Source organism: Janthinobacterium sp. Ant5-2-1, assembly GCF_001445815.1.
Lineage (GTDB): Bacteria > Pseudomonadota > Gammaproteobacteria > Burkholderiales > Burkholderiaceae_D > Janthinobacterium > Janthinobacterium lividum_E.
Window position 1 is genome coordinate 23,659 of sequence record NZ_LNCE01000045.1, and the last position, 22,366, is coordinate 46,024.

General features: G+C 64.4%; 19 protein-coding genes. 10 read left to right on the forward strand and 9 right to left on the reverse strand.

Going from position 1 to position 22,366, the window contains the following annotated elements; all coding sequences use genetic code 11:
- Window positions 1–28 precede the first annotated feature (28 nt).
- The 5 genes from ASN89_RS14710 (at window position 29) to ASN89_RS14730 (ending at window position 6,688) form a co-directional block, all read left to right on the forward strand.
- A complete protein-coding gene (locus ASN89_RS14710) occupies window positions 29–796 on the forward strand; it encodes a DeoR family transcriptional regulator (RefSeq protein ID WP_058049773.1) in 768 nt (255 codons plus the stop codon).
- 3 nt (window positions 797–799) lie between these two features.
- Window positions 800–1,894, forward strand: coding sequence for an N-acetylglucosamine-6-phosphate deacetylase (locus ASN89_RS14715; RefSeq protein WP_058049774.1), 1,095 nt, complete (start codon window positions 800–802; stop codon window positions 1,892–1,894).
- 51 nt (window positions 1,895–1,945) lie between these two features.
- Window positions 1,946–3,733 (forward strand): MFS transporter, encoded by a 1,788-nt coding sequence (locus ASN89_RS14720; protein WP_058049775.1) that lies wholly within the window; start codon window positions 1,946–1,948, stop codon window positions 3,731–3,733.
- Between the two features lie 211 nt (window positions 3,734–3,944).
- Window positions 3,945–5,342 (forward strand): amino acid permease, encoded by a 1,398-nt coding sequence (locus ASN89_RS14725; RefSeq protein ID WP_046685034.1) that lies wholly within the window; start codon window positions 3,945–3,947, stop codon window positions 5,340–5,342.
- Window positions 5,343–5,401: 59 nt separating this feature from the next.
- Window positions 5,402–6,688 (forward strand): DUF445 domain-containing protein, encoded by a 1,287-nt coding sequence (locus ASN89_RS14730; protein ID WP_058049776.1) that lies wholly within the window; start codon window positions 5,402–5,404, stop codon window positions 6,686–6,688.
- A gap of 6 nt (window positions 6,689–6,694) precedes the next feature.
- Here the strand turns inward: ASN89_RS14730 and ASN89_RS14735 are convergent, their stop codons facing one another.
- Together ASN89_RS14735 and ASN89_RS14740 are read right to left on the reverse strand one after the other, a co-directional pair.
- Window positions 6,695–7,720 carry an LLM class oxidoreductase gene (locus ASN89_RS14735; protein WP_058049777.1) on the reverse strand — a complete coding sequence of 342 codons (1,026 nt, stop codon included), beginning with the start codon at window positions 7,718–7,720 and terminating at the stop codon, window positions 6,695–6,697.
- A gap of 18 nt (window positions 7,721–7,738) precedes the next feature.
- On the reverse strand, window positions 7,739–8,389 hold the full coding sequence (locus ASN89_RS14740) for a glutathione S-transferase family protein (protein ID WP_046685031.1): 651 nt from the start codon (window positions 8,387–8,389) through the stop codon (window positions 7,739–7,741).
- 125 nt (window positions 8,390–8,514) lie between these two features.
- Between ASN89_RS14740 and gcvA the strand changes: the two genes are divergently transcribed.
- Window positions 8,515–9,417: a transcriptional regulator GcvA gene (gene gcvA, locus ASN89_RS14745; protein WP_058049778.1), complete on the forward strand. Its 903-nt coding sequence runs from the start codon at window positions 8,515–8,517 to the stop codon at window positions 9,415–9,417.
- Here gcvA and ASN89_RS14750 read toward each other — a convergent pair.
- A complete protein-coding gene (locus ASN89_RS14750; protein WP_152988575.1) occupies window positions 9,414–9,653 on the reverse strand; it encodes a hypothetical protein in 240 nt (79 codons plus the stop codon). The two genes, gcvA and ASN89_RS14750, sit on opposite strands and share 4 nt — an antisense overlap.
- A 270-nt stretch (window positions 9,654–9,923) precedes the next feature.
- On the opposite strand from ASN89_RS14750, the gene ASN89_RS14755 reads away from it, so the two are divergent.
- Window positions 9,924–11,729, forward strand: a complete 1,806-nt coding sequence (locus ASN89_RS14755; RefSeq protein WP_082654580.1) for a PHA/PHB synthase family protein — start codon at window positions 9,924–9,926, stop codon at window positions 11,727–11,729.
- 46 nt (window positions 11,730–11,775) lie between these two features.
- Window positions 11,776–12,621, forward strand: a complete 846-nt coding sequence (locus ASN89_RS14760; protein ID WP_058049780.1) for a universal stress protein — start codon at window positions 11,776–11,778, stop codon at window positions 12,619–12,621.
- Window positions 12,622–12,643: 22 nt separating this feature from the next.
- On the opposite strand, the gene ASN89_RS14765 is transcribed toward ASN89_RS14760, so the two are convergent.
- Window positions 12,644–13,021, reverse strand: coding sequence for a c-type cytochrome (locus ASN89_RS14765; RefSeq protein WP_200969053.1), 378 nt, complete (start codon window positions 13,019–13,021; stop codon window positions 12,644–12,646).
- Between the two features lie 227 nt (window positions 13,022–13,248).
- Here ASN89_RS14765 and ASN89_RS14770 point away from each other — a divergent pair, with 227 nt between their 5' ends.
- Window positions 13,249–13,947: an alpha/beta hydrolase gene (locus tag ASN89_RS14770; protein ID WP_058049782.1), complete on the forward strand. Its 699-nt coding sequence runs from the start codon at window positions 13,249–13,251 to the stop codon at window positions 13,945–13,947.
- 9 nt (window positions 13,948–13,956) lie between these two features.
- Here the strand turns inward: ASN89_RS14770 and corA are convergent, their stop codons facing one another.
- From corA to ASN89_RS14795, 5 genes are all read right to left on the reverse strand, one after another.
- Window positions 13,957–14,943, reverse strand: a complete 987-nt coding sequence (gene corA / locus ASN89_RS14775) for a magnesium/cobalt transporter CorA (RefSeq protein WP_046685547.1) — start codon at window positions 14,941–14,943, stop codon at window positions 13,957–13,959.
- 188 nt (window positions 14,944–15,131) lie between these two features.
- Entirely contained in the window at window positions 15,132–16,793 is a 1,662-nt protein-coding gene (locus ASN89_RS14780) for a lipocalin-like domain-containing protein (protein ID WP_058049783.1), read from the reverse strand.
- 240 nt (window positions 16,794–17,033) lie between these two features.
- Entirely contained in the window at window positions 17,034–19,409 is a 2,376-nt protein-coding gene (locus ASN89_RS14785; protein WP_082654582.1) for a TonB-dependent siderophore receptor, read from the reverse strand.
- 93 nt (window positions 19,410–19,502) lie between these two features.
- Window positions 19,503–20,477 carry a FecR family protein gene (locus ASN89_RS14790; protein ID WP_082654583.1) on the reverse strand — a complete coding sequence of 325 codons (975 nt, stop codon included), beginning with the start codon at window positions 20,475–20,477 and terminating at the stop codon, window positions 19,503–19,505.
- Window positions 20,474–20,992, reverse strand: coding sequence for a sigma-70 family RNA polymerase sigma factor (locus tag ASN89_RS14795; RefSeq protein WP_058049786.1), 519 nt, complete (start codon window positions 20,990–20,992; stop codon window positions 20,474–20,476). The genes ASN89_RS14790 and ASN89_RS14795 overlap by 4 nt, the downstream gene beginning before the upstream one ends.
- Window positions 20,993–21,138: 146 nt before the next feature.
- On the opposite strand from ASN89_RS14795, the gene ASN89_RS14800 reads away from it, so the two are divergent.
- Complete coding sequence (locus ASN89_RS14800) at window positions 21,139–22,350, forward strand: serine hydrolase domain-containing protein (RefSeq protein WP_200969043.1); 1,212 nt, start codon at window positions 21,139–21,141, stop codon at window positions 22,348–22,350.
- The last annotated feature ends 16 nt before the right edge of the window (window positions 22,351–22,366 follow it).

Consider the following 22,366-nt stretch of genomic DNA (forward strand, 5'->3'; position numbering starts at 1 on the left):
ATTTTCACTTTTTACCGAGCCCGCCACCATGCGAAATACCAGCCAACGCCGTGAATCCATCCTCCAAATGCTTGCCCAGCAGGGCTCGGTGCAAGTGACCGACTTGGTGGAAAAGCTCGGCGTGTCCGCGGTCACCATCCGCAGCGACTTGAATGCGCTGGAAGCGCAAGGCATGGCCACGCGCAGCCACGGCGGCGCGACCCTCACGCGCACGCCCCCGCTTGAACACACGATACGCCAGAAGGACGCCATCAACCACGAGCAGAAGGAGCGCATCGGCGCCTATGCGGCGCGGCTGGTGGAACCGGGCGACAACATCATCATCGACTCGGGCACCACCACCATCTCGCTGGCGCGCCATCTGCGCGATGCGACGGGCGTGACGGTGGCCACGAATGGCCTGAACATCGCGTGGGAACTGGCCGACGCGCCCGGCGTGGACCTGATCCTCACGGGCGGCCTGCTGCGCAAGCAGTCGCTGTCGATCCAGGGCAGCCAGGCGGAAACCTGTCTGCAGGCCTACAGCTTCGACAAGCTGTTTCTGGGCGTCGACGGCTTCGACCTGCAGTTTGGCGTCACCACCCACCACGAAACGGAAGCAAGCCTGAACCACAAGATGGTGGAACGGGCGAAGAAAATCATCGTCCTCACGGACGCCTCGAAGTTCGGCCGCGTCAGCCTGCACCGCATCGTGCAGCTGGACCGCGTCGATACCGTCATCACCGATGCCAGCATCAGCCAGGAGTACCGCGAAGGGCTGCAAAAGCTGGGCATCGAACTTTTTATAGCGGAATAACACATGCTGAGCGGCAGAATCCTTACCCCATCTGGCTGGATCACGGGCACCATCACCTTTGACCAGCGCATCGTCCAGATACAAGAAGACCCTGCCGCCGACAGCGCGCTGACCATTCTGCCCGGCTTCATCGACCTGCACGTGCATGGCGCGGCCGGCGTCGACATCATGGAAGGCGGGAACGCGGGCGCCACCGTGGCGCAAGTGCACGCGCGCCACGGCACCACGGCCCTCCTGGGCACCACGCTGACGGCGAAAGAACCGTCGATCCTGCGTGCCCTGCAAGGCCTGGCCGGCGTCATCGCCGAACGCCCCGCCAACGGCGCGCGCATGCTGGGCGTGCACCTGGAAGGACCGTTCTTGAACCTGCACCGCCTGGGCGCGCAGCCGCCCGACGTGGTGCAGGCGAGCCTGGCGCTGGTGCAGCGCTTCCACGCCATCGCCCCCATCAAGGTCCTGACCATGGCGCCGGAAATCCCCGGCCACCTGGAACTGATCCCGCAGCTGGCGGCGATGGGCATCCGCGTGCAGATCGGCCACAGCGCCGGCACGTATGACGAAGGCGTGGCGGCGCTGCAGGCCGGCGTGTCCGGCTTTACGCACCTGTACAACGGCATGACGGGCATGACGCATTACGACCCGGGCATGGTGGGCGCGGCGCTGGCGCACGCCGAATACGCGGAAATCATCCCCGACCTGCAGCACGTGGCCAAGGGCGCCCTGCGCGCGGCCCTGCGCGCCATCCCGCGCCTGTACGGCGTAACGGACGCCACCTCGGCCACCGGCATGCCCGATGGCGAATACGGCCTGGGCACGCAGCGCGTCTACAAATGCCTGGGCTGCGTGCGCCTGGCCACGGGCTCGCTGGCCGGCAGCGTACTGACCATGGACCAGGCCCTGCGCAATTTCGTCGACCTGGGCCTGGACCTGGCCGACGCGTCGAACCGCTTGTCGCTGTACCCGGCCGATTACCTGGGCGAATCCGAACGGGGCCGACTGGCGCCGGGCGCCTGGGCCGATATCGTCGTCCTAGATTCCCAATTACAGCCAGTGTCCGTCTTCGTCGAAGGCGCGGCCATCGATCTTTCCACCCGCTAAATTCAGTCTCCAGACTCATCCCCCAAACCTCAACCCCGTCCCGGAGTTACCATGCACGACACGTCACACAAGGCCCCCGTGTGGGCCATGCGCTACCTGCTATTTATTGCCGGCATGGGGGGATTGCTGTACGGCATAGACATCGGCATCATCGCCGGCGCCCTGCCCTACCTGGAATCGACGGCCTCGGTGGCCTGGAAACTGACGGCCCAGCAGCTGAGCTTTATCGTCGCCGCAGTGCTCCTGGGTTCCGTCCTGTCGTCGCTGTTCGCCGGCGCCCTGGCCGATCTCCTGGGCCGGCGCTGGGTGATGTTCCTGGCCGGCGCCCTGTTCAGCGCCAGCATCCCGCTGATCGCGCTGGCAGACGGCTACACGCCGCTGCTGCTTGGCCGTCTGCTGCAAGGCATCAGCGGCGGCTTGATCGGCGTCGTCGTGCCCCTGTACCTGGCCGAATGCCTGCCCGCGCAGCAACGTGGACGCGGCGCCGCCCTGTTCCAGCTGCTGCTGACCATCGGCCTGGTGGCCGCCGCCCTGATCGGCCTGCTGCAGGCGCAGACGGTGGAAACGGCCACGCAGGCGGCGCAAGCGTTGCCGGAAGCGGGCCGCATCGCCGCCATCTTCACGGCCAAGGATCACGCGTGGCGCAGCATCTTCTGGGTCTGTTTGACACCGGGCCTCGTGTTTACCATCGGCGCCCTGCTGCTGGCCGAGTCGCCGCGCTGGCTGGCGCAACGGGGCCGCATCGAGCAGGCGCGCCAGTCGCTGCTGCGCACGCGGTTGCCCGCCGCCGCCGACATCGAGCTGCGCGAGATGCAGGATACGCCGGAAAATACGGCCAAGGCCAGCGGCAAGGCGAAAGACCCGCTGCTGAGCCGCCGCTACGTGCTGCCCTTCCTGCTCGCCTGCCTGATCCTCGCCTGCACGCAAGCGACGGGCATCAATTCCATCCTCGCCTATGTCGTCAATATCCTGAACCAGGCGGGCCTGTCGGGCGCCTCGGCCAACATGGCGGACGTCCTGCTGAAAGTACTCAATGCCGTGATGACGGTGGTGGCCGTGCTGCTGGTGGACCGCAAGGGCCGCAAGTTCCTGCTGATGCTGGGCACGGGCGGCATCGTCGTCTCGCTGCTGGCGGCCGGCTTGCTGTTCCGCGGCGCCGAAGCGCACCTGGCCGACGTGCGTCCCGCCATCGCATCGCAAGTGCAAGCGGACAGCCTGGCCTTGCAGCTCGATGCGGCCACCTTGACGGCACTGGGCGCGGCCGCCGACGGCACGCCGCAGCAGCTGACCATCGCCTACGCCTACGGTCCGTTCACGAATGTGAAAAGCCTGCGCAGCGACGACCCCGTGCTGCGCCAGGTGACGATCGCCCGCGATGACGCCGTGCAGCCTGACAGCGTGATCGGCGTGTTCTTCCGCAAGCTCCACCTCAATCCGTTCGCCGACCCGGCCGCCGGACGCGAGGCGCCGCTGCGCATCGAAAAGGCCAGCCTGGGTCCCGTGCCCTCGTCCACGCACGGCTGGCTTGTGGCCATTGCCATCTGCGTGTTCGTTTCCAGCTTTGCCGTGGGACCGGGCGTGTGCGTGTGGCTGGCCCTGTCCGAACTGATGCCGACGCGCATCCGCTCGAACGGCATGAGCATCGCCCTGCTGGTCAACCAGTTCGTCTCGACGGTGATCGCCGCCATCTTCCTGCCGACCGTAGGCTTGCACGGTTATTCGACCCTGTTCTTCTTTGGCGCCGGCTGCACGGTGCTGTATTTCCTGGCCGCCGCGTTCCTGCTCCCCGAGACCAAGGGCAAGACGCTCGAAGAGATCGAATCGCATTTTGCAAAGTAAGCTCGAGTAACCAACTGTAGCAGTCTCCTTTCCAGCCCCGGGCCACCATCCGGGGCTGTTTTTTTGCCTGCCGGACAAGTTTGCGGGGCTGGCGCGCACGGCACCGTACGGTTTTCCTTCTGGAATCAAGGGCGCGTGGGCTAGAATCTGGCTGCGTCGTGCTACTCACGAGGCGGCAATGGCGCCATGACAAAAACCACCAGGAGACACAGTGAGCTTATTTAGAACCAAGAATTTGGATGACATGATCGCCCACAGCAAGAAACCGGGAGGTCTGGCGAAAGTGCTGGGGCCCTTCGACCTTGTCCTCATGGGCATAGGCGCCATCGTCGGCACGGGCATTTTCGTGCTCACCGGAACGGGCGCCCTGACGGCCGGCCCCGCCCTGTCGCTGTCGTTCGTCGTGGCGGCCGTCGCCTGCTGTTTCGCCGCCCTGTGTTATGCGGAATTCGCTTCCACCGTGCCGGTCGCCGGCTCCATCTACACCTACAGCTATGCCACCCTGGGCGAACTGGCCGCCTGGATGATAGGCTGGGACTTGCTGCTCGAGTACGGCCTTGCCGCGGCCGCCGTCTGCGTCGGCTGGTCCGGCTACTTCCAGTCGCTGCTGTCGGGCTTTGGCATAACGTTACCTGTCGCCCTGACTGCCGCGCCGGGCGCCCTGCCTGGCGTGACGACCTTCATCAACCTGCCCGCCCTCGTCATCATGCTGCTGCTGACGGCCATGCTGGGCTGGGGCGTGCGCGAATCGGCGCGCCTGAACAACATCATGGTCGCCATCAAGGTGGGCGTGGTACTGCTGTTCATCATCTTCGGCGCGCGCCACGTGCAGCCGGCCAACTGGCAGCCCTACATGCCCTTCGGCTATCACGGCATGCTGAGCGCCGCCGCCCTCGTCTTCTTCGCCTTCATCGGCTTCGACGCCGTCACTTCGGCCGCCGAGGAAGTCAAGAAGCCGTCGCGCGACCTGCCGATCGGCATCATAGGATCCTTGGCCGTGTGCGCCGTGCTGTACGTCGTGGTGTCGGCCATCATGACGGGCATCGTGCCATATCAAAAATTCCTCGGCGTCGACCATCCCGTCTCGCTGGCCCTGCAATATGCGGGCGAAAACTGGATCGCCGGCTTCGTCGACCTGGGCGCCATCCTCGGCATGACCACCGTGATTCTCGTGATGGCCTTCGGCCAGACGCGCATCATCTTCGCCATGTCGCGCGACGGCTTGCTGCCCAAGCGCCTGTCGACCGTGCACCCGCGCTTCCACACGCCGTTCTTCGCCACCTGGCTCGTCGGCATCGTGTTCGGCCTGATCGCCGCCGTGATCCCGCTCAACATCCTGGCTGAACTGATCAACATCGGCACCCTGGCCGCCTTCACCATGGTGTCGATTGCCGTCGTGGTGCTGCGCAAGCGCCGTCCCGACTTGCCGCGCGCCTTCCGCTGCCCCGGCGTGCCGTATGTGCCGGCGCTGGCCGTGCTCCTGTGCGTGGGCCTGATGACCTTCCTGAGCTGGTTCACCTGGATGGCGTTTTCCATCTGGCTCGTGATCGGCCTGGCCATCTACTTCGGCTACGCGCGCCGCCGTTCGCTGCTGCATCCGCAACAGTAATCCCTCCACTGCGCCATCGCAGTAAGATGGCGGTCTCGCAACCCTGCAGACCGCCATCCATGCAACGTTCCCCAGACCTCATCAAACAGCTGGACCAGAGCACGGACCAGCTCAAGCGCGCGCGCCTGCTCAGCATGCAGCTGCTGGCCGCCGGCTTGCTGCTGCTGGCCGCGCTGGTGTTTGTCGTGGCCCGCTCGCAGCGGGGCGGCCACCCGGCCTGGGGCTATGTAGAAGCGTTCGCGGAAGCGTCCATGGTGGGGGCGATCGCCGACTGGTTCGCCGTCGTGGCCCTGTTCCGCCACCCGCTGGGCATCCCCCTGTGGCATACGGCCATCATCCCGAACAGCAAGGCGGACATCGGGCGCAGCCTGGGCGCCTTCGTGGAAAACCATTTCATTACCGAGCAAGGCATCGCCGAGCGCATCGTGCAAGCCGACCCTGCCGCACGCCTGGGCGCCTGGCTGGCGGACGAGGCCCACGCGCGGCAGCTGGGCATGGCCAGCGCCGGCGTGGTGAAGCAGTTGCTGGCGATGGCCGACCATGACAAGCTGGGGCAACTGCTGCGCGAACAGGCCAGCGGCTATCTTGGACAATTGAATCTGTCGGACGTGGCGGCCGACTGCATCGATGCGCTGATCGCCGACGGCAAGCCGCAAGAATTGCTGGACTTCCTGCTCGACCGCGGCGCCGCCTACCTGGACGACGAGACCCACCACGCGGCCATCGGCGACTTCGTGCTGGGCGCCTTCCAGATCGAGAACGCGCTGATAAAAAAGGCCGTGAAAGCGTACGAGCCGCGCATGATCGCCTCGCTGCAAAAATTTGCGCTCGCCGTGCGCCTCGATCCCGAGCACCCGCTGCGCCAGCGCATCGCCGGCTGGATCGCCGACAGCGCGCTGCACCTGAAAGCCGACCCGCAGTGGCAGGACACGGTGCGCCGCTACCAGCTGCAGCTGGTCGCCAGCGACACGGTGCAAGCCATGCTCGGTGACGTGTGGCACCACATCAGCACGCGCGTGCTGGCCGACCTGCACGCGAACCAGCCCGTGCTGGCGCAAGCCATCGCCGGCCTGGCGCGCAACACGGGCCAGGTACTCGGCACGGACGACCATGCGCGGGCATGGCTGAACGGCGCCATCGTCGCCGGCAGCGGCTCGCTGGTGCGTCGCTACCGGGGCGAAGTGGGCGCCTTCATCGCCAGCCGCCTGGACCTGTGGAGCAAGGAAGAAATGAGCGAGCGCATCGAACTGGCCATCGGACGCGACCTGCAATTCATCCGCATCAACGGCACCATCGTGGGCGGCCTGGCCGGCTTGCTCATTTACGCGGCCAGCCAGGCGTTCTAAGCGGACTTACCAGCGTGGCGTGGCGTTGGTGGGCGCAGCATGCGACGGAAAATGCGGCAGCACTTCCTGCGCCAGTTCCTGCAGCACCTCGGCGGCCGGACGCCGGCCATGCTGGATGCCCAGCGCCGCATGGTTGACACCCGCTTCCTGCCATTCCCCCAGCAAATCGATCAAGCCCTTGCACCCCGTGCGCAGCACATAGCCGCTGCGCACGGGCGTGCGCGGGTAATCGGGGTCGTCGACCAGATCCAGCCACTCATTGCACATGTGGGGGCGAAAGCCGCCATCGGGTATGCACTGGCGCCAGGCGCGGATCTTTTCCGCCAGCCGGCGCGGCCCGTCCTGCGTATCGGTCGCTTCCGGATACGTCAGCCAGCCATCGGCGTGGCGCCCTATCCACTCAAGCGGCTGGCCCGAGGAACTGGTGACGATCAGGGGAATGGCGCCCGCCACGGGCTTGGGCAGCAGTTCGAGGCCCTCAATCCTGCCCAGCGGGCTGCTGACATGCGCGGGGCCAGGGCGCAGCAATTGGCGGAACAGGTGCACGGCCTGCGCATAGCGTTCGCCGCGCGTATCGTACGGCACGCCATACGCGGGAAATTCGCTGGCGCGGTCGCCCGAGGCCGTGCCCAGCACAAGGCGCCCGCCCGACAGCTGGTCGATGCTGGCGGCCGCCTTGGCCAGGTCGATGGGATGGCGCAGGGTGAAAATAGCGCTGCCCGTGGCCAGGGCCAGCGAGTCCGTGCGCGCCGCCAGGTAGGCGAGATAGGTCCACGGGTCGAACAGCTGGCCCGCATCACCGAAGCGCGGGTCGAACAGGGGAATGTCGCGCACCCACGCGGCGGCAAAGCCTTGCTTGTCCATGGCGGCGACCAAGTCGGCCTGGCCGGCCAGCGCCTGCATGTCGCCCTGGTAAAAGCGCAGCGGCAGGTAGATGCCGAGGGTAAGCGCGCCGGACGCGAACATGCGGCGATAGCCGCGGTGCTGCGTGAAGGCCTGCGACGAGGCGCCTTCCGTGATGTCATTGCTCATGCTGTTCCTCGATAAGAATCAGGCGCCCGTGGCGGGCGCGGGGATAGTGACGCCCAGCCGCACGGCCGGGCGGGCCGCCACGCGGGCGTACCAACTGCTGATGTGCGGCCAGGCGCCAAGGTCGAAGCCGACGATGCGGGCGATGTGCAGCCAGCCGAAGCTGGCGATGTCGGCGATGGAATAGTCGTCGCCGGCCAGGTAGGCGTTAGCCGCCAGGCGGCCATCCATGGTGGCCAGCGCGGCGTCGCACAAGCGACGAAAGTGCGCCGTGGCGGGCACGTTCGCGCCCGCGTCGACGATCTCGAAATGCACGCGCTGGCCCAGCACCGGCCCCATGCTGGCCGCATGAAATTGCAGCCAGGTGATGGCGGCCCAGCGCGGCGCGGGCGCCGCGGGCAACAGCCGCCCAGTCTTCTCGGCCAGGTATAGCAAGATGGCGGCCGATTCGAACACGGTGATGCCCGTGTCGTGGTCGACCAGCACGGGAATGCGCCCGTACGGATTGAGGGCCAGGAAAGCGGGCAGCCGGTGTTCGCCCTGTTCGATGCGCACATGGCGCAGCCGGTAGGGCAAGCCCAGTTCGGCCAGTGCGATGGTGGCCTTGAAGCCGTTGGGCGAGCTGTCGGTGTAGAGTTCAAGCGAACCCGCCAGGGATGTGATGCTGTGCATGAAGTATCCTGTCGATATAGTTTTACTGAAGTAAAATAAGCGTTGCAAACACCGCCATCCTCGCTCTTATCTTCGGAGAATTGAAACGATGATTTTTACTTTCTGGCTATAGATAAACTATATTGATGAAGCATCCATTACCGCTCCAGGCGCTGCGCGCCTTTGTCGAAGTGGGCCAGCGCGGCAGCATCAAGGCCGCCGCCGAAGCGCTGCACGTGACGTCGGGCGCCGTCAGCCAGCAAATCCGCCTGCTGGAAGAACGGGTCGGCATGCCCCTGTTTACGCGCGAACGCCAGGGCTTGCGCCTGACCGAAGCGGGCGCCATGGTCCACCCCACCCTGCTGGGTGCCTTCGCGCAGATCGCCGGTGCCAGCCAGGCGCTGGAAGACATGGGTGGGCGCCAGACGCTCACCGTCAGCACGGTCGCCACCTTTGCCGCGGCGTGGCTGGTGCCGCGCCTGGGCCGCTTCAACCAGCGCCACCCGCAGATCGAGGTGCGCGTGGAAGCCACGTCGGCGCTGGTCGACTTGCGCCGCGACAGGGTTGACGTGGCCTTGCGCCACGGCTTGGGAGAGTATCCGGGCTTGCAGGTGACGCGATTGATGGCGCCCGTGCTGGTGCCCGTCGCCAGCCCCGCCCTGATGGCAGGCCAGCAGCCCATCACCACGCCCGGCGATTGTCTGCGCTACCCGCTGCTGCACGATACGGACCGCGCCGACTGGCCCTTGTGGCTGGCCGCGCATGGCGCCCCGGACGGCAGCGCGGATGCGACGCGGGCGTTGCGCGGCTCGGCGTTCGAAGATGATTTTCTGTTGATACGCGCAGCCGAAGCGGGACAGGGACTGGCCCTGGTGCCGCAGCTCTACGCGCAGGAGGAAATTGCCGCGGGGCGCCTGGTGCAAGTGCTGGATTTGCCCTGGCCCGCGCGCTTTGCCTACTACCTGGTGGCGCGGCCCGATGCGGCCACGCGCCCTGCCGTCCAGGCATTCATGGCATGGATCCGCGAGGAAGCGCAGGCCGCGCGCTAGAACACATGGCCCCCGGCCGCGCACGACACGACGCCGCACATGGCGCTGAACGGCACCGGCACGCCGGCGCGGCCCGTGGCGATGCAGCTTGCCGCCGGCACCACGGCCAGCAACAGGGCCAGGTAGGCTATCGCCTTCAAACGCCGCACGGAAGAACGACTGACGCCCGCAGCTGCGCCGCGTAGATAGCCTCTGCCCGCCTCTTCGCTGCCGCTTGCCGACATTTTCGTATGCATGTCCATCTCCTCTATCCACTGTGATCGGTCTTGCTTTACTGTATTTTGCTACATAAATTTACCAAATACAATAAATAAATTCACGAATAAATGGCTTTTCTTTATTATTAAAATAAGATCGCTGGAATCGCAATATTCGTTTAAATCATTTTCATTCGAAGTTTCATCCAGATGGCTAGCCACGCCGCACGCATCCGGCCAAAGTTGATGTAGATCATAATTTTTTGAACAAGCTATTGCTATCCTGTAAAAAAATGACAGGAGCCCTCGATGAGCAAGACGCAGCCGAGCGACGCGCAGCACAACGTTGAACATGCGCGCCTGGGCAGCGCCTGGCAAGGCGTGTCGGCGCCCGATTATCCGGAGACAGCGCCGGAAGGCGCCACCCTGGACCTGCTGCTGAACGCCTGGCTGGGCAAGCTCACGGGTGGCATTTCGCCGGCCGCGCTGGGCAACGCGTATGCCGACTGGCTCAGCCACCTGGCGCTGGCGCCATCGAAGCAGCAAGCCCTTGTGCAGGAAGCGTGGAGGAAGATCGGCCGCTGGCAGCAGTACGCCATGCAATCGGCACTGGCTGGCGGCACCGCCGAGACGCCATGCATCGCGCCGCTGCCGCAGGACCGGCGCTTCGACGATCCGGCCTGGCGGCGCTGGCCGTACAACCTCGTCTACCAGGGCTTCTTGCTGCAACAGCAATGGTGGCACCGCGCCACCACGGGCGTGCGCGGCGTCGCGCCGCACCACGAGGATGTCGTCACGTTCACCGTGCGCCAGTGGCTCGACATGCTGGCGCCGTCGAACTTCATGCTGACCAATCCCGTGGTGCAGCAAGCCACCGTGGAAAGCGGCGGCGCCAGCCTGGCGCGCGGCCTGGTCCACGCGGCCGAGGACTGGCAGCGCGCCGCCATGGGGCCGTACGCGCCCGAGACGCGCCGCTACAAGGCGGGCGAAAACGTGGCCGTCACGCCGGGCAAGGTGGTCTACCGCAACGACTTGATCGAATTGATACAGTACGCGCCCGCGACCGACAAGGTGCATGCGACGCCGCTGCTGTTCGTGCCGGCGTGGATCATGAAGTTCTATATCCTCGACCTGTCGCCGCACAATTCGCTGGTGCGCTGCCTGGTGGGCCGGGGCCACACGGTGTTCATGATTTCCTGGAAAAACCCCACGGAGGAAGACCGCGAACTGTCGTTGGAAGACTACCGCCAGCTGGGCGTGATGGACGCGCTCGACGCCGTTGTCCGCATCACGGGCGCGCCGCAGGTGCACGCGGCCGGCTACTGCCTGGGCGGCACCCTGCTGGCCATCGCCGCCGCCACGATGGCGCGCGACGGCGATGCGCGCCTGACCAGCCTCACCATGCTGGCCTCGCAGGTGGATTTCAAGGAGCCGGGCGAACTGTCGCTGTTCATCGACGAGAGCCAGGTCAGCTTCCTGGAAGCGGCCATGTGGAAGCAGGGTTACCTCGATACGAAGCAGATGGCGGGCGCCTTCCAGCTGCTGCGCTCGAATGACCTGATCTGGTCGCGCCGCCTGAACCACTATCTGCTGGGACAAGACGAGCAGGACAGCGACCTGATGGCCTGGAATGCGGACGCCACGCGCATGCCCTGCCGCATGCATTCGGAATACCTGCGCCGCCTGTTCCTGCACAACGACCTGGCCGAAGGCCGCTACCGCACGGCGGGCCGCCACATCGCCCTGCCCGACATCGCCGCGCCCATCTTCGCCGTCGGCACCCTGACGGACCACGTGGCGCCATGGCGCTCCGTGTACAAGCTGCAGCTGCTGACCGACACGGACGTCACCTTTTTGCTCACTTCGGGCGGCCACAATGCGGGCGTGGTCTCGCCGCCGGGCCAGCCGCGCCGCAACTACCAGCTGGCCACGCACCGCCACGACGCGCCCTATGTCGATCCGGACAGCTGGCAGCGCGACATGCCGCACCACGACGGTTCGTGGTGGCCCGCCTGGCAAGCCTGGCTGGCGCAGCGCTCCGGCGTGCAAGTGGCGCCGCCAGCCATGGGGGCCGACCTGGGTGATGCGCCTGGCAGCTACGTGCTGCAAACCTGACCACCGACAACCGAGCGACAACCGCGCGACAACCGAGGAAAACGCCATGCCCTACACTACCCTGCTGGTCCACGTCGACAATTCCCGCCACTGCGCCCAGCGCATCCGCCTGGCCGTGCGCCTGGCCGTTGCCGAAGGCGCGCACCTGATCGGCTCGGCCATGAGCGGCATCTCGCGCTACGCGTATGGCGGCGGCGTCAATGCGCTGCAGTTTGCGCCGGCGCAGATGCAGGCGCTGCGCACCCAGGCCAGCGAGGCCTTGCACGACTTCGAGCGCATCGCCCGCGAGGAAGGCCTGGGCGCCTATGAAACGCGCTTCGTCGACGACGATGCGCAAGGCGCGCTGCTGCTGCAGGCGCGCTATTGCGACTTGCTGATCCTGGGCCAGACGGATGCGCAGGATACGCCGTCGCGCGTCATCGCCGGCACGCCGGAATACCTGATGCTCCATTGCGGCCGGCCCGTGCTGATGGTGCCGCACGCGCCTTCGGCCGCGCCAGCGGGCATCACGCAGCATCCGCTGCTGGCCTGGAACGGCAGCACCGAAGCGCTGCGCGCCATCACCGATGCGCTGCCGTTGCTGCAAGGGGCGCGGCAAGTCACGCTGGCCGTCGTCAATTCACACGCCCAGCCGGCCGCGCACGGCGAGCAGCCAGGCGCCGACCTGGCCCTGTACCTGGCGCGCCATGGCGTCAACGTCGAAGTGCTGCAGCACGACACGCCGCCGGGCCAGGACGTGGGCACGGCCCTGCTGGCCATGGCGGCCCAGCGGCACTGCGACCTGCTCGTGATGGGCTGTTACGGCCACATGCGCCTGCGCGAAGCGCTGCTGGGCGGCGTCACGCGCACGGTGCTGCAGGAGATGACGTTACCGGTGCTGGTGTCGCACTAGGCGGCCATGCAGTCGAATGGCGTCATCGTTTTTGTAAAATCACGCCACTCATGTATTGATTCAGATCGCGAAAATCCTTCACGCTCCAGGCGTGCGGCGCAATTTTCACGCCATTCTCTTTCAAGGTCTTTGGAATCAGGTCGCCATTCGGACGAAGGATGACTGACGAGACGATCACGCCTGGATAATCATTGAGCCGTTTCTTGAAAGCGGCGGTGGTCAGATCGGGGGTACGGGGGTTGCTTTTATTTGCCAGCGGCCCCGTTCCCTTGATCTCTGCTCCGTGGCACACGGCGCATCGCTGCATGTACAGATTTTTTCCATTGAGGTTCTCCGCGAAGGAGGACGATGTGTGAAGCAGAGATAAAAGGCCCAGCGTAGCGGTGAATACTAATTTCATTGTCATGTAGTTTGTTATTGATATCAACGGAGCGGAATCAGGGCAACCCACGCAAGGGTCGATGCTCCCGGCGATATTTTAACCGGGATTGCTCATTCAACAAGCGACGCGTGCAGCCGGGGAACGGCCTACAATAGCCAGGCTGGACACTGCGCGGCCGCCTGCTGACAGGCCGCGCGGCTCATGCCGCCTCCCCTGTCAGCGCCACCGCCACAAGGAGTATTCGCATGAGCAAGCAAGCCACCATCGTCCTCGTCCACGGTTTCTGGGGCGGCGCCGCCCACTGGAGCCGCGTCATTGTCGAATTGCGGCGCCAGGGCCACACGGCCATCCGCGCCGTCGAACTGCCGTTGACGTCCCTGGCCGACGATGCCGAACGCACGCGCAAGATGGTGGCGCAGGTCGATGGACCGGTATTGCTGGTGGGACACTCCTACGGCGGCGCCGTCATCAGCGTGGCTGGCAATGCGCCGAATATCGTGGGCCTCGTCTACATCGCCGCCTTCGCGCCCGATGCGGGCGAAAGCCCGGGCAGCATCACGCAGGAACACCCGCCCATCGGCGCGGCCAGCCTGGAGGGCGACAGCGACGGCTACCTGTGGGTGAAACCCGAGCAATACCATGACAGCTTTTGCCAGGACCTCGACGCGGAAGAAGGCGCCGTGCTGGGCGTGGTGCAGAAAGCGCCGCTGGCCAGCACCTTCGGCGACACCGTCAGCGACCCGGCCTGGAAGCACAAACCCAGCTGGTACCAGGTTTCCACTGCCGACCGCATGATTTCCCCCGTCAATCAGGAGCGCATGGCGGCGCGGCTGAATGCGCGGAAAATCATCAGCCTGAATGCCAGCCACGCGTCGCTGGCTTCGCGCCCCGTCGAAGTGGCGGCGCTGATACTCGAGGCGGCAGGCGCGGTGGCCGGCGAATAAGGCTGCTGCCTACAGCCACCCTTCGCGCTTCAGGCGCCGGTGCAGCCAGACGCAGCCGGCGATGATGACGACGATCACGGCAGGATAGCTGCCGCGCCACTTCAGTTCCGGCATGAATTCGAAGTTCATGCCGTACAGGCTGAAGACCATGGTGGGCACGGCCAGGATGGCGGCCCAGGCGGCCAGGCGCTTGACGACCTCGTTCTGACGGATCGAGATTTGCCCCAGCGCCACCTGCATGGCCGAGTTGACCAGCTCGCGCATCTGCCCCGCCGTGTGCGTGACCCGTTTGACGTGGTCGAGAATGTCGCGGTAATAGATGCGGTTTTCCTTGGGCACGATGTCGCCATGAAAACGGATCAGCTGGGTGCAGATGTCGTGCAGGGGATTGACGGCCGCGTCGAGCTTGAGCAGCTCCGTCTTGAGCTGGTAGAAATCCTGCAGCTTGTCTTCGCTCAAACTGGGCTTGAACAGCTGCAGTTCGTAGTGCTGGAAGCGGGCCTGCAAATGGTCGATGCAGGGCTGGTACTGGTCGACGATGAAATCGATGATGGAATACAGCACGTAGCCGGGGCCGCTGGCCAGTTTCTCGGGCACGCTTTCCTTGCGCTCGCGCAGCTTCGCATAGCCGGCGGAAGGACCATGGCGCACCGTGATGATGAAGCGGGGGCCGAGAAAGACGTGGGTTTCGCCATAGACGATGGCCTCGCCGTCCAGGGTGGCCGTGTGCATCACCATGAACAGGGTGTCACCGTACTCTTCCAGCTTGGGCCGCTCGTGCGCGCCCTGCGCATCCTCGACGGCCAGCTCGTGCAGACCGAACGCCGATTGCAGCGCCTGCATGGCGGTGGCGTCGGGGCTGGCCATGCCGATCCAGACGAAACAATCGGGGTCGCCGAGAAAGTCGCCCACCTTGTCGATGTCGAAATGGGCGATCTTCTTGCCGTCGCGATACGCTTCGCAATTGACGACGGCGGCGTGGTGGCTTAAATCCATATACATGTCCAAAAATAAAAGTGGCTGCCGCTGGCATGACGCGGCGAAAAATACGTTCAGGCGTAGTATGGAGGAAACTCGCCAAAAAAACGCACCTTGCCTTCACTCAATGGAAATGCTGTATCGATAGGCCAGCGGCAGTCACTACGCCAGGGCGGCCCCGCAAGCGGGCGCCCTGGCTGGCATGACTAGACCATGCCCCTGGCTGCGGCGAGGATCGCTTTCAGCTCGTCCGCGTTGGTATACACGTAGGCCTGGCTTTGCTCCACCAGCTGCGCCGATGGGGGCACCGGATCGAGCAAGGCGCGCGTCTGCTCGTTGGGGGCCAGCCCGGCAGCGCTGACGACGGTATCGGCCGAATGCGCCCAGTTCGTGCCTTCGGCAAAGCCGCGGCCGATCTCCGCGCCAGCCGCGTCACGGGCGATGGCGCCGCCTTCCGTGTATTGCAGGCCGGTGCCGAAAAAGCCCGACTGGCCCGTGGCGATCAATGGCTCCAGGGTAAAGGCGCGCAGGCGCTGCGGCAGTTGCTGGTCGATGGAAAACTGGTAATGCGCGGGGTACCAGGTGTCCGTCGCCGGATACACGGCGGGGTTGGGCGAAGTGTCGTCCTTGACCCAGGCCGTCACGGTCATGGTACCCGTCAGGTCCAGGGTGGCGTTGTCGGCGTCGATGTACTTGCCATTGAATTTGGCCGTCATGGGCTTCGGCGGCGTCGGCCCCGTCTGCCAATAGAACTGCTCGTTGTCCAGCGAGTGCAGCGCGGAGATCGTCATCTGCACTTCCTGCAAGCCTGGTGCCAGTCCGGCCTGGAACTGCACTTCAAACCAGTCCCATCCGCCAGGCGGCGCCGGCGTCAGGTTGGCGGCGGCGCGCAGCACCGCATGCTGGGCGCCGCCTTTCGGCATGAAACCCGCCGTCCATTGATGGTCGTACCACATGCTGCCATCCGTCAATTCGATGCGTTTGCCGTCAATGGTAATCACATTCGCGGCGCCCGGACGCAGCTTGAGCAGCGATGCCGAGTAATACAAGGTTCCCAGTCCATCAATGCTGGGCGAGCAGCCGCCGTCTCCCTGCATGAAATAGCCCTTGGGATTATCCAGCGAGATATCGATGCCGAATTCCACATCGACGGGCTTGCCCATGTCCCAGCCGCGCGCCTGCAGGCGCACGGGAAACAGGCTGCCGCCCGCCTCGAGTCCTTCGATGGCGTTGCGCCCGATGCGGTAGGCAAACGGCTTGGCCTCCACTTCGACGAGGCCCGTGGTGCCGGCCACGACCACCGTGTTGGCGCGGTACTGCAGGCCCGTCTGCGGATCGCAGATCGCCAGGTGCATCTCGAGCGACTGGTTTTCAATATCGCTCAGGCCCAGTTCGGCGGCCAGCAGCGGCGGCAGCAACGCGTATTGCCAGAACATCAGCTCGACGCTGTAGTGATGGCCGCCGGCATCCGTAAAATTGCCGACAAAAAAATGCCAGCCCAGCTGGTATTGCAGTTGAGGCAAATCAATTTGCGGGAAGGAAAACTGCGGGTCGAGGGGAACTGGCGCATAGCCCGTATTCGATTCCGGCCCGAGGAACAGGCAGCTGGCATAAAACTCGCGCGGGCTCATCGCCTTTGTCTGCAGCAAGTGCTGACGCAGCAAGGCATAGCGCTCCGTGCGCTCCTGCACGAAGGACAGTTGATGGTCCTCCAGTTGCTGCAGGCGCAGCAGAAAACGGTCGGCATACGCCGCTTCGCTATTGGCGGCGCTCTCTATGCGCCGCAACAGATCGGGAGGAATCTTGCTGGCATCATAGTCTTTCATCCACAGGGCTTGGGCGATGTTTTGCAGGGTGATGGGGTTCATGGTGGCTCTTGCTGGAGGGAATAGCACGACAGGAGCGCGCCGCGGCAGGACTTGCCTGCAATGATGCGGCCGCATACAACAACAGCATGTCAGCTTGGCGCGCCGGACGCCGCCCCCTTTCCCGTATTGGCAGACGATTCTGCCAAGCCAGTGTACTGACTGCGCGCGTCGCAATGATCTCCAATTGTCACCCGCGCAACATGTGTTCAGGCAACCCGGCTGGCGCCGCCCAAGCCACAATCAATAGCGGTAGTTCAAACTCAGCATCGCATTGCGCGGATCGCCGTAACTGACCCTGCGGCCCGTGCTGATGCCGTAGTAGCTGCGGTCGCCCAGGTTATTGAGGTTCAGCGACAGGGCCAGGCGATCGGAGACCTGGTAGCGCGCCATGGCGTCGAGCACGGCATACGAGCCCTGGTGCACGGTGGTGGTGCCGCCCCGCACGGCCCGGGTTTGTTGCCAGGTGCGCGATTGCCGGCGGGCGCCGCCGCCCACCGTCAGGCGCGGCATCGGCTGCCAGGTGCTGTACAGGCTGAGCTGGTCTTCGGGCGCCAGGGTATTGACCTTGCCGGCCGCGTCGCGCGCGATCTTGTGCGTGTAGCCGGCCTGCAATTGCCAGCCCGGCATCAGGTGGCCCGACACTTCCAGCTCCACGCCGCGCGAGCGCACGCCGTCGATGGCGCGGTAGGCGTCCATGCCCGTCACCTTGTTCACGGCGTCGACAGACTCGGCAAAGTTATCCTGGCGCACCTCGAAAGCGGCCGCGCTGGCGTTCAGGCGGCCGTTGAGGAACACGCCCTTCACGCCCGCCTCGATATTCTTGCCCAGCACGGGGTCGAGCGTCTTGTTGTCGACGTCGCGGCTGTTTTGCGGACTGAAGATGTCGCTGTAGCTGGCAAACGCCGTCAGGTTTGGCGCGAAGTCCCACGTCAGGCCCGCATACGGCGTAAAGACCAACGCTTCATCGATCCCGGCCGTTGGGTTGACGTAGGACGACAGGCGCCCGCCCAGTATCACGTGCACGCCCTGCGGCAGCGAAAAGCGGCCCGTCGCATACACGGCCTTCTGGCGGATGACTTCGCGCGCCGTGTCCAGTTCCCACTTCGGCTCAGCGACTATGCCCCGGTAAGTATAGATATTATCGACCTTGATGAAGGAATACGGGCTGAAGACGTCGTCCGATTGCTTGCGGTAGGCATTCGCGCCCACCACCATTTCATGCGTGCGGCCCAGCAAGGTGAACGGCCCCTTGGCGTACACGTCCAGGCCATTGCTGGTGGCGTCGCTGTTGTACTGGCGCGCCGTGACGGAGGTGCCACTGCCGTCCGCCTTCGGGAAGCCGTCAAGGTAGGCGACGGGCGCGTACAGGGCATTGGCCTGGTGGATCAGGCGCACATTCGCCAGCCAGCCATTGTCAAAGGTGTGTTCAAGCGAGGCGAAGACGGATTTCGCTTGCGTCTGCTGCGTGCTCCAGGTGGGTGCGCCGTTGAACGAGCGGGGCATGGTGAAACGCTTGCCGTCCGCGTCGAACAGGGGTGCGCCGCCCCAATCGCTGTTGCGCGGCACCGTGTGCTGGTAGTCGGCGCCCACGGTCAGCAAGGTGCGCGGCGACAGGTCCGCCTCCACCGTGCCATAGGCCAGTTCGGAGCGGCGCTGATAGCGGTCGACAAATGAATGCTTGTCCTGGTACGACGCCACGGCGCGCGCACGCACGCTGCCGCTGTCGTTCAAGGGGCCGCCCACGTCCGCCATGCCGCGGTAATTGCTCCACGACCCAGCCGAGAGGTCGGCCAGCGCGCGCCATTCGCGCGTGGGCTTCTTGCGGATCAGGTTGACCGTGGCGCCCGGCGTGCCGGCGCCGCTCATCAGCGCATTCGCGCCCTTCAGCACCTCGACCCGGTCGTACAGGTCCATATTGGCCAGGGACTCGCCCAGGTTCAGCGAAGCGTCGCGCGTCCACGGCAAGCCGTCGTAGCTGAAATTGTCGAGCGAAAAACCGCGCGCATAGTAAATCGTGCGCTCGCTGTCGATGTGCTGCACGTACACGCCCGGCGTGTGGTTGAGTACTTCGCTCAGCTGCACCAGGCCGAAATCGTCCATCTGCTGGCGCGTGACGACGCTGACCGCGTGCGGCGTCTCGCGCGGCGACAGCACCAAGCGGTTGGCCGTGCTGACGGCGCCCGTCGTATAAGAACCCGTGTCTTCCGTCACCTGGCCCAGGTAATTGGTGGTGATGACCACTTCCGGCATCGTGGCGTCAAGCTGGACGGCGGCCGCCTGTGACGCCGCCGCTTGCACGGTATAGACGCCGCTATCGGTCTTGAGCAAGGCCAGCTGCGTGCCCTGCAAGGCGCGGCGCAAGGCTTGCTGCGCCGTGAAATCGCCGTGCACGGCCGCGCCGCCGGCGCCGCGCGCCAGGTCCGCATCGATGGAAATGCGCACGCCGCCGCGGCTGGCAATGGCGATCAGGCTGGCGTTCAGCGGCTGGGCCGGCACGTCGTAGCGCACGGTGGCTGGCGCCATTTGGACCGATGGCGTTTGCGCCAGGACGGCGGGCGCGGCGCAGGAAAGTAACATTACAGCCAGGGGAATCTGGCGCATCAACAATGGTGGCATGCTGGGACTCTATCTTGTGGTGAAGGAAAAGTGGGGCTACACCAGGTATGAGTCGCGGCGCGTCAAAAGTGACAGTGCCGGCGCAAAAATAATTCAGGCCCGCTTCACATCGAGGCCCGTCCACCAGCCGCCGGGACCCTGGCGCAAGGTGACGGGCAGGGTTTCGGCCAGCGCCAGCAAGGTCGCTGCGCTGTCGTCGAGCGAGTAGTTGCCGGACACGCGCAGCGCCGCCGCCTGCGCCGTGATGTCAATGTAGCCGTGGCGGTACGGCCGCAAGGCGGCCACGACTTCGCCCAGCGGCTGGTCGACGGCCACCAGCAAGCCCTGCTCCCACGCCGTCGCCTGCCCTGCCGCCATGCCGGGCAGCATCGTCAGGCGGTCCGCATCGAAACGCGCCGTCTGGCCCTGGCGCAGCACGCGCGCCAGGCCTTTGCCGGCCGGACGCACGTCGAAATCGCCCCGCACGGCCAGCGCCACGGTGGCGTGCGCTTCGCGCCGCAGCATCAGCTCGCCGCCCGGCGCCGTCACCGTGCCGTGCGCGCTGCGCAGCAGGAATGGCGCGTTTGCCGCATGCGCCACCCTGGCCAGCAGCTGGCCCTGGCGCAAGGTGACATGGCGGTGTTCATGGGTGACATCGCTATCGGCCGAGGAACGGGCGTCCAAAGTCAGCACGCTGCCGTCGGCCAGCGTGTAGCGGCCCCGCTTCGCCGTGGCCGTATGCAGGTCCGCGCTCCAGTCCGGCAAGAACGGGCTGCCGCGCAGCAGCCAGGCGCCGCCGAAGGCCGCGCCCGCCAGGCACAGGGCGCCCTGCAGCAACTGCCGCCGCTTGTTGTCATGTTGCGCGGCGCGCGCCAGGGTTTGCCCGACAGTCCCCGCCCCGCCCGCCGCCTGCAGCGGGCCGACGCTGTGCTCGACGGCCAGTCCCAGAGCGCGCCACGCGGCCGCATGGCGCGCATCGGCGGCCAGCCAGCGGGCAAAGGCCTGATGCTGGGCCGCGTCCGCCTCGCCCGAACTGAGCTCGACCAGCCAGCCAATGGCCGCGTCCTGCACCGCAGCGGACATGCTCATGCCGGGTCCGCGGCGGCCAGGCAGCAGCGCAAGCCTTGCGCCATGTACTGGCGCACCATGCTGGCCGACACGCCCAATTGCGCCGCGATCTGCGCATACGTGAGGCCATCGAGCTGGCTCATCAGGAAAGCGCTGCGCGCCTTGGCGGACAAGGTATCGAGCGCGCGCGACAGCCGCTCCAGCGCTTCGAGCAGCACGGCGCGTTCCTCGGGCGACGGCTGGACGGCCTCCGGCAGCAGCGCCAGACTCTCAAGATAAGCCTGCTCGATATCGCGCCGCCGCCACTGCTGCAGCAAGACGCTTTTCGCGACCGTCGTGAGATACGCGCGCGGCTCGCGGATGGCGGACAATCGCCCCGCATGCAGCACGCGCACAAAGGTTTCCGAGGCCACATCTTCCGCTTCCGCCCGGTTACGCAAGCGCAACAGCAAGCGCTGCAGCAGCCAGCCCTGGTGGCCCGAAAACAGGATGGCGGCCAGGGTGGCGTCATTCGAGGGGAAAGGCAAGGCAGACAAGAGCGGATCCGGCGGCTTTAATGATAATGATTCTCATTATATTGCAGGATCTGCGGCATGTCTTCGACTTTCGCTGTTCTTGTCATACACTAAGTAATTCACAATAATTTCCTGAGGATTACTTAGCAACGCTTTCCTGCGCATGCATGCAGGCCAAGGCAATCATGCAGGTGTACGGCCGCGTGGGCAAGGTCATCAGCGACGCGGATAGCATCCTCGCACAAGCGGTTCAGCGCTTGCCTGAAAATAATCAACCAAGCCACGACATTCCCATGAAAACTCCTCGCACTGATAGAAAAACGATTTTTTCAATCGTGACTTTTTTATTGGCCATCGCCACATTCGTGCATGCGCAAGCTGCCGCTCATTCACCGGCAGAAAAGGCAGATGACTACACTGCCAAAATTGACCGTCTGATACGGCAAACAAGCCCAAGACCTTTTAATGGGGTGGTTCTGATCACCCAACATGGAAAAACGAAATACTCGAAAGCCTTCGGCTATTCCGATTTTGAGAATAAGACGCCATTAACGCCAGAAGACAATTTCAGGATCATGTCGAACAGCAAGCAAATGACGGCTGTCCTGGTTTTAAGGGAAGTTGAAAACGGCAAAATAGACTTGCAAAGTCCCGTCCGGCGATACCTGCCTGATTTACCGCAGGCCTGGGCCGACCAAGTGACGGTGCATCAATTGCTCAACTTTTCGGCAGGAATCACTGAGATTGACAAGCCGCTCAGTTTTGCCCCCGGAACGGGTTTTTTGTATGGCGTGACAGCCTATACAATGCTGGGCAATATTTTTGAGAAAACCAGCGGGAAGACGTATATCGAAGCGGCGAATGACTTGTTCAAAGAACTGGGAATGCACAACAGTTTTTGCTATGAGGAAGATAAAAACAATAAGGTCATCAATGGTTATGTCAATGCAAACAATACATTTGAATTGAAGCAGCATCCCGTTCAGGGAAAGGGCTGGGTGGACTTCATTCCGGCCGGGGGAATCGTGTCAAATGCCACAGACCTGGCTATCTGGGATGAAAAACTTCACCAGGGGAAAATCTTGAAGCCGGCAAGCTATAAGCTGATGACGAGTTACGACATATCGAGCCAGCATGTTGCCTTCGGCAGCGAGAAAAATGGCTATGGTTACGGCGTGTATGTCAGCGACAAGACCCCCGTCAAATACATAGGACACTCCGGAAAAGGCTTGGGATTCGCATCGATCAAAGTCTATTTCCCTGAAAAAGATGTCGATGTGATTGTGCTGGAAAACCAGTTCAGCGAAGACAGCGCCCTTCACTACTATTTTGAAATAAAAATACGAGAAATAGTGATGAATAGCAATCTTGTGAAATAGTCTCCCAGCCGGCAAG

Coding starts and splice junctions, on each gene's coding strand:
- ASN89_RS14710 (WP_058049773.1), top strand. CDS start 29: ATGCGAAATACCAGCCAACGCCGTGAATCCATCCTCCAAATGCTTGCC.
- ASN89_RS14715 (WP_058049774.1), top strand. CDS start 800: ATGCTGAGCGGCAGAATCCTTACCCCATCTGGCTGGATCACGGGCACC.
- ASN89_RS14720 (WP_058049775.1), top strand. CDS start 1,946: ATGCACGACACGTCACACAAGGCCCCCGTGTGGGCCATGCGCTACCTG.
- ASN89_RS14730 (WP_058049776.1), top strand. CDS start 5,402: ATGCAACGTTCCCCAGACCTCATCAAACAGCTGGACCAGAGCACGGAC.
- ASN89_RS14735 (WP_058049777.1), bottom strand. CDS start 7,720: ATGAGCAATGACATCACGGAAGGCGCCTCGTCGCAGGCCTTCACGCAG.
- ASN89_RS14740 (WP_046685031.1), bottom strand. CDS start 8,389: ATGCACAGCATCACATCCCTGGCGGGTTCGCTTGAACTCTACACCGAC.
- gcvA (WP_058049778.1), top strand. CDS start 8,515: ATGAAGCATCCATTACCGCTCCAGGCGCTGCGCGCCTTTGTCGAAGTG.
- ASN89_RS14750 (WP_152988575.1), bottom strand. CDS start 9,653: ATGCATACGAAAATGTCGGCAAGCGGCAGCGAAGAGGCGGGCAGAGGC.
- ASN89_RS14755 (WP_082654580.1), top strand. CDS start 9,924: ATGAGCAAGACGCAGCCGAGCGACGCGCAGCACAACGTTGAACATGCG.
- ASN89_RS14760 (WP_058049780.1), top strand. CDS start 11,776: ATGCCCTACACTACCCTGCTGGTCCACGTCGACAATTCCCGCCACTGC.
- ASN89_RS14765 (WP_200969053.1), bottom strand. CDS start 13,021: ATGAAATTAGTATTCACCGCTACGCTGGGCCTTTTATCTCTGCTTCAC.
- ASN89_RS14770 (WP_058049782.1), top strand. CDS start 13,249: ATGAGCAAGCAAGCCACCATCGTCCTCGTCCACGGTTTCTGGGGCGGC.
- corA (WP_046685547.1), bottom strand. CDS start 14,943: ATGGATTTAAGCCACCACGCCGCCGTCGTCAATTGCGAAGCGTATCGC.
- ASN89_RS14780 (WP_058049783.1), bottom strand. CDS start 16,793: ATGAACCCCATCACCCTGCAAAACATCGCCCAAGCCCTGTGGATGAAA.
- ASN89_RS14785 (WP_082654582.1), bottom strand. CDS start 19,409: ATGCCACCATTGTTGATGCGCCAGATTCCCCTGGCTGTAATGTTACTT.
- ASN89_RS14790 (WP_082654583.1), bottom strand. CDS start 20,477: ATGAGCATGTCCGCTGCGGTGCAGGACGCGGCCATTGGCTGGCTGGTC.
- ASN89_RS14800 (WP_200969043.1), top strand. CDS start 21,139: ATGCAGGCCAAGGCAATCATGCAGGTGTACGGCCGCGTGGGCAAGGTC.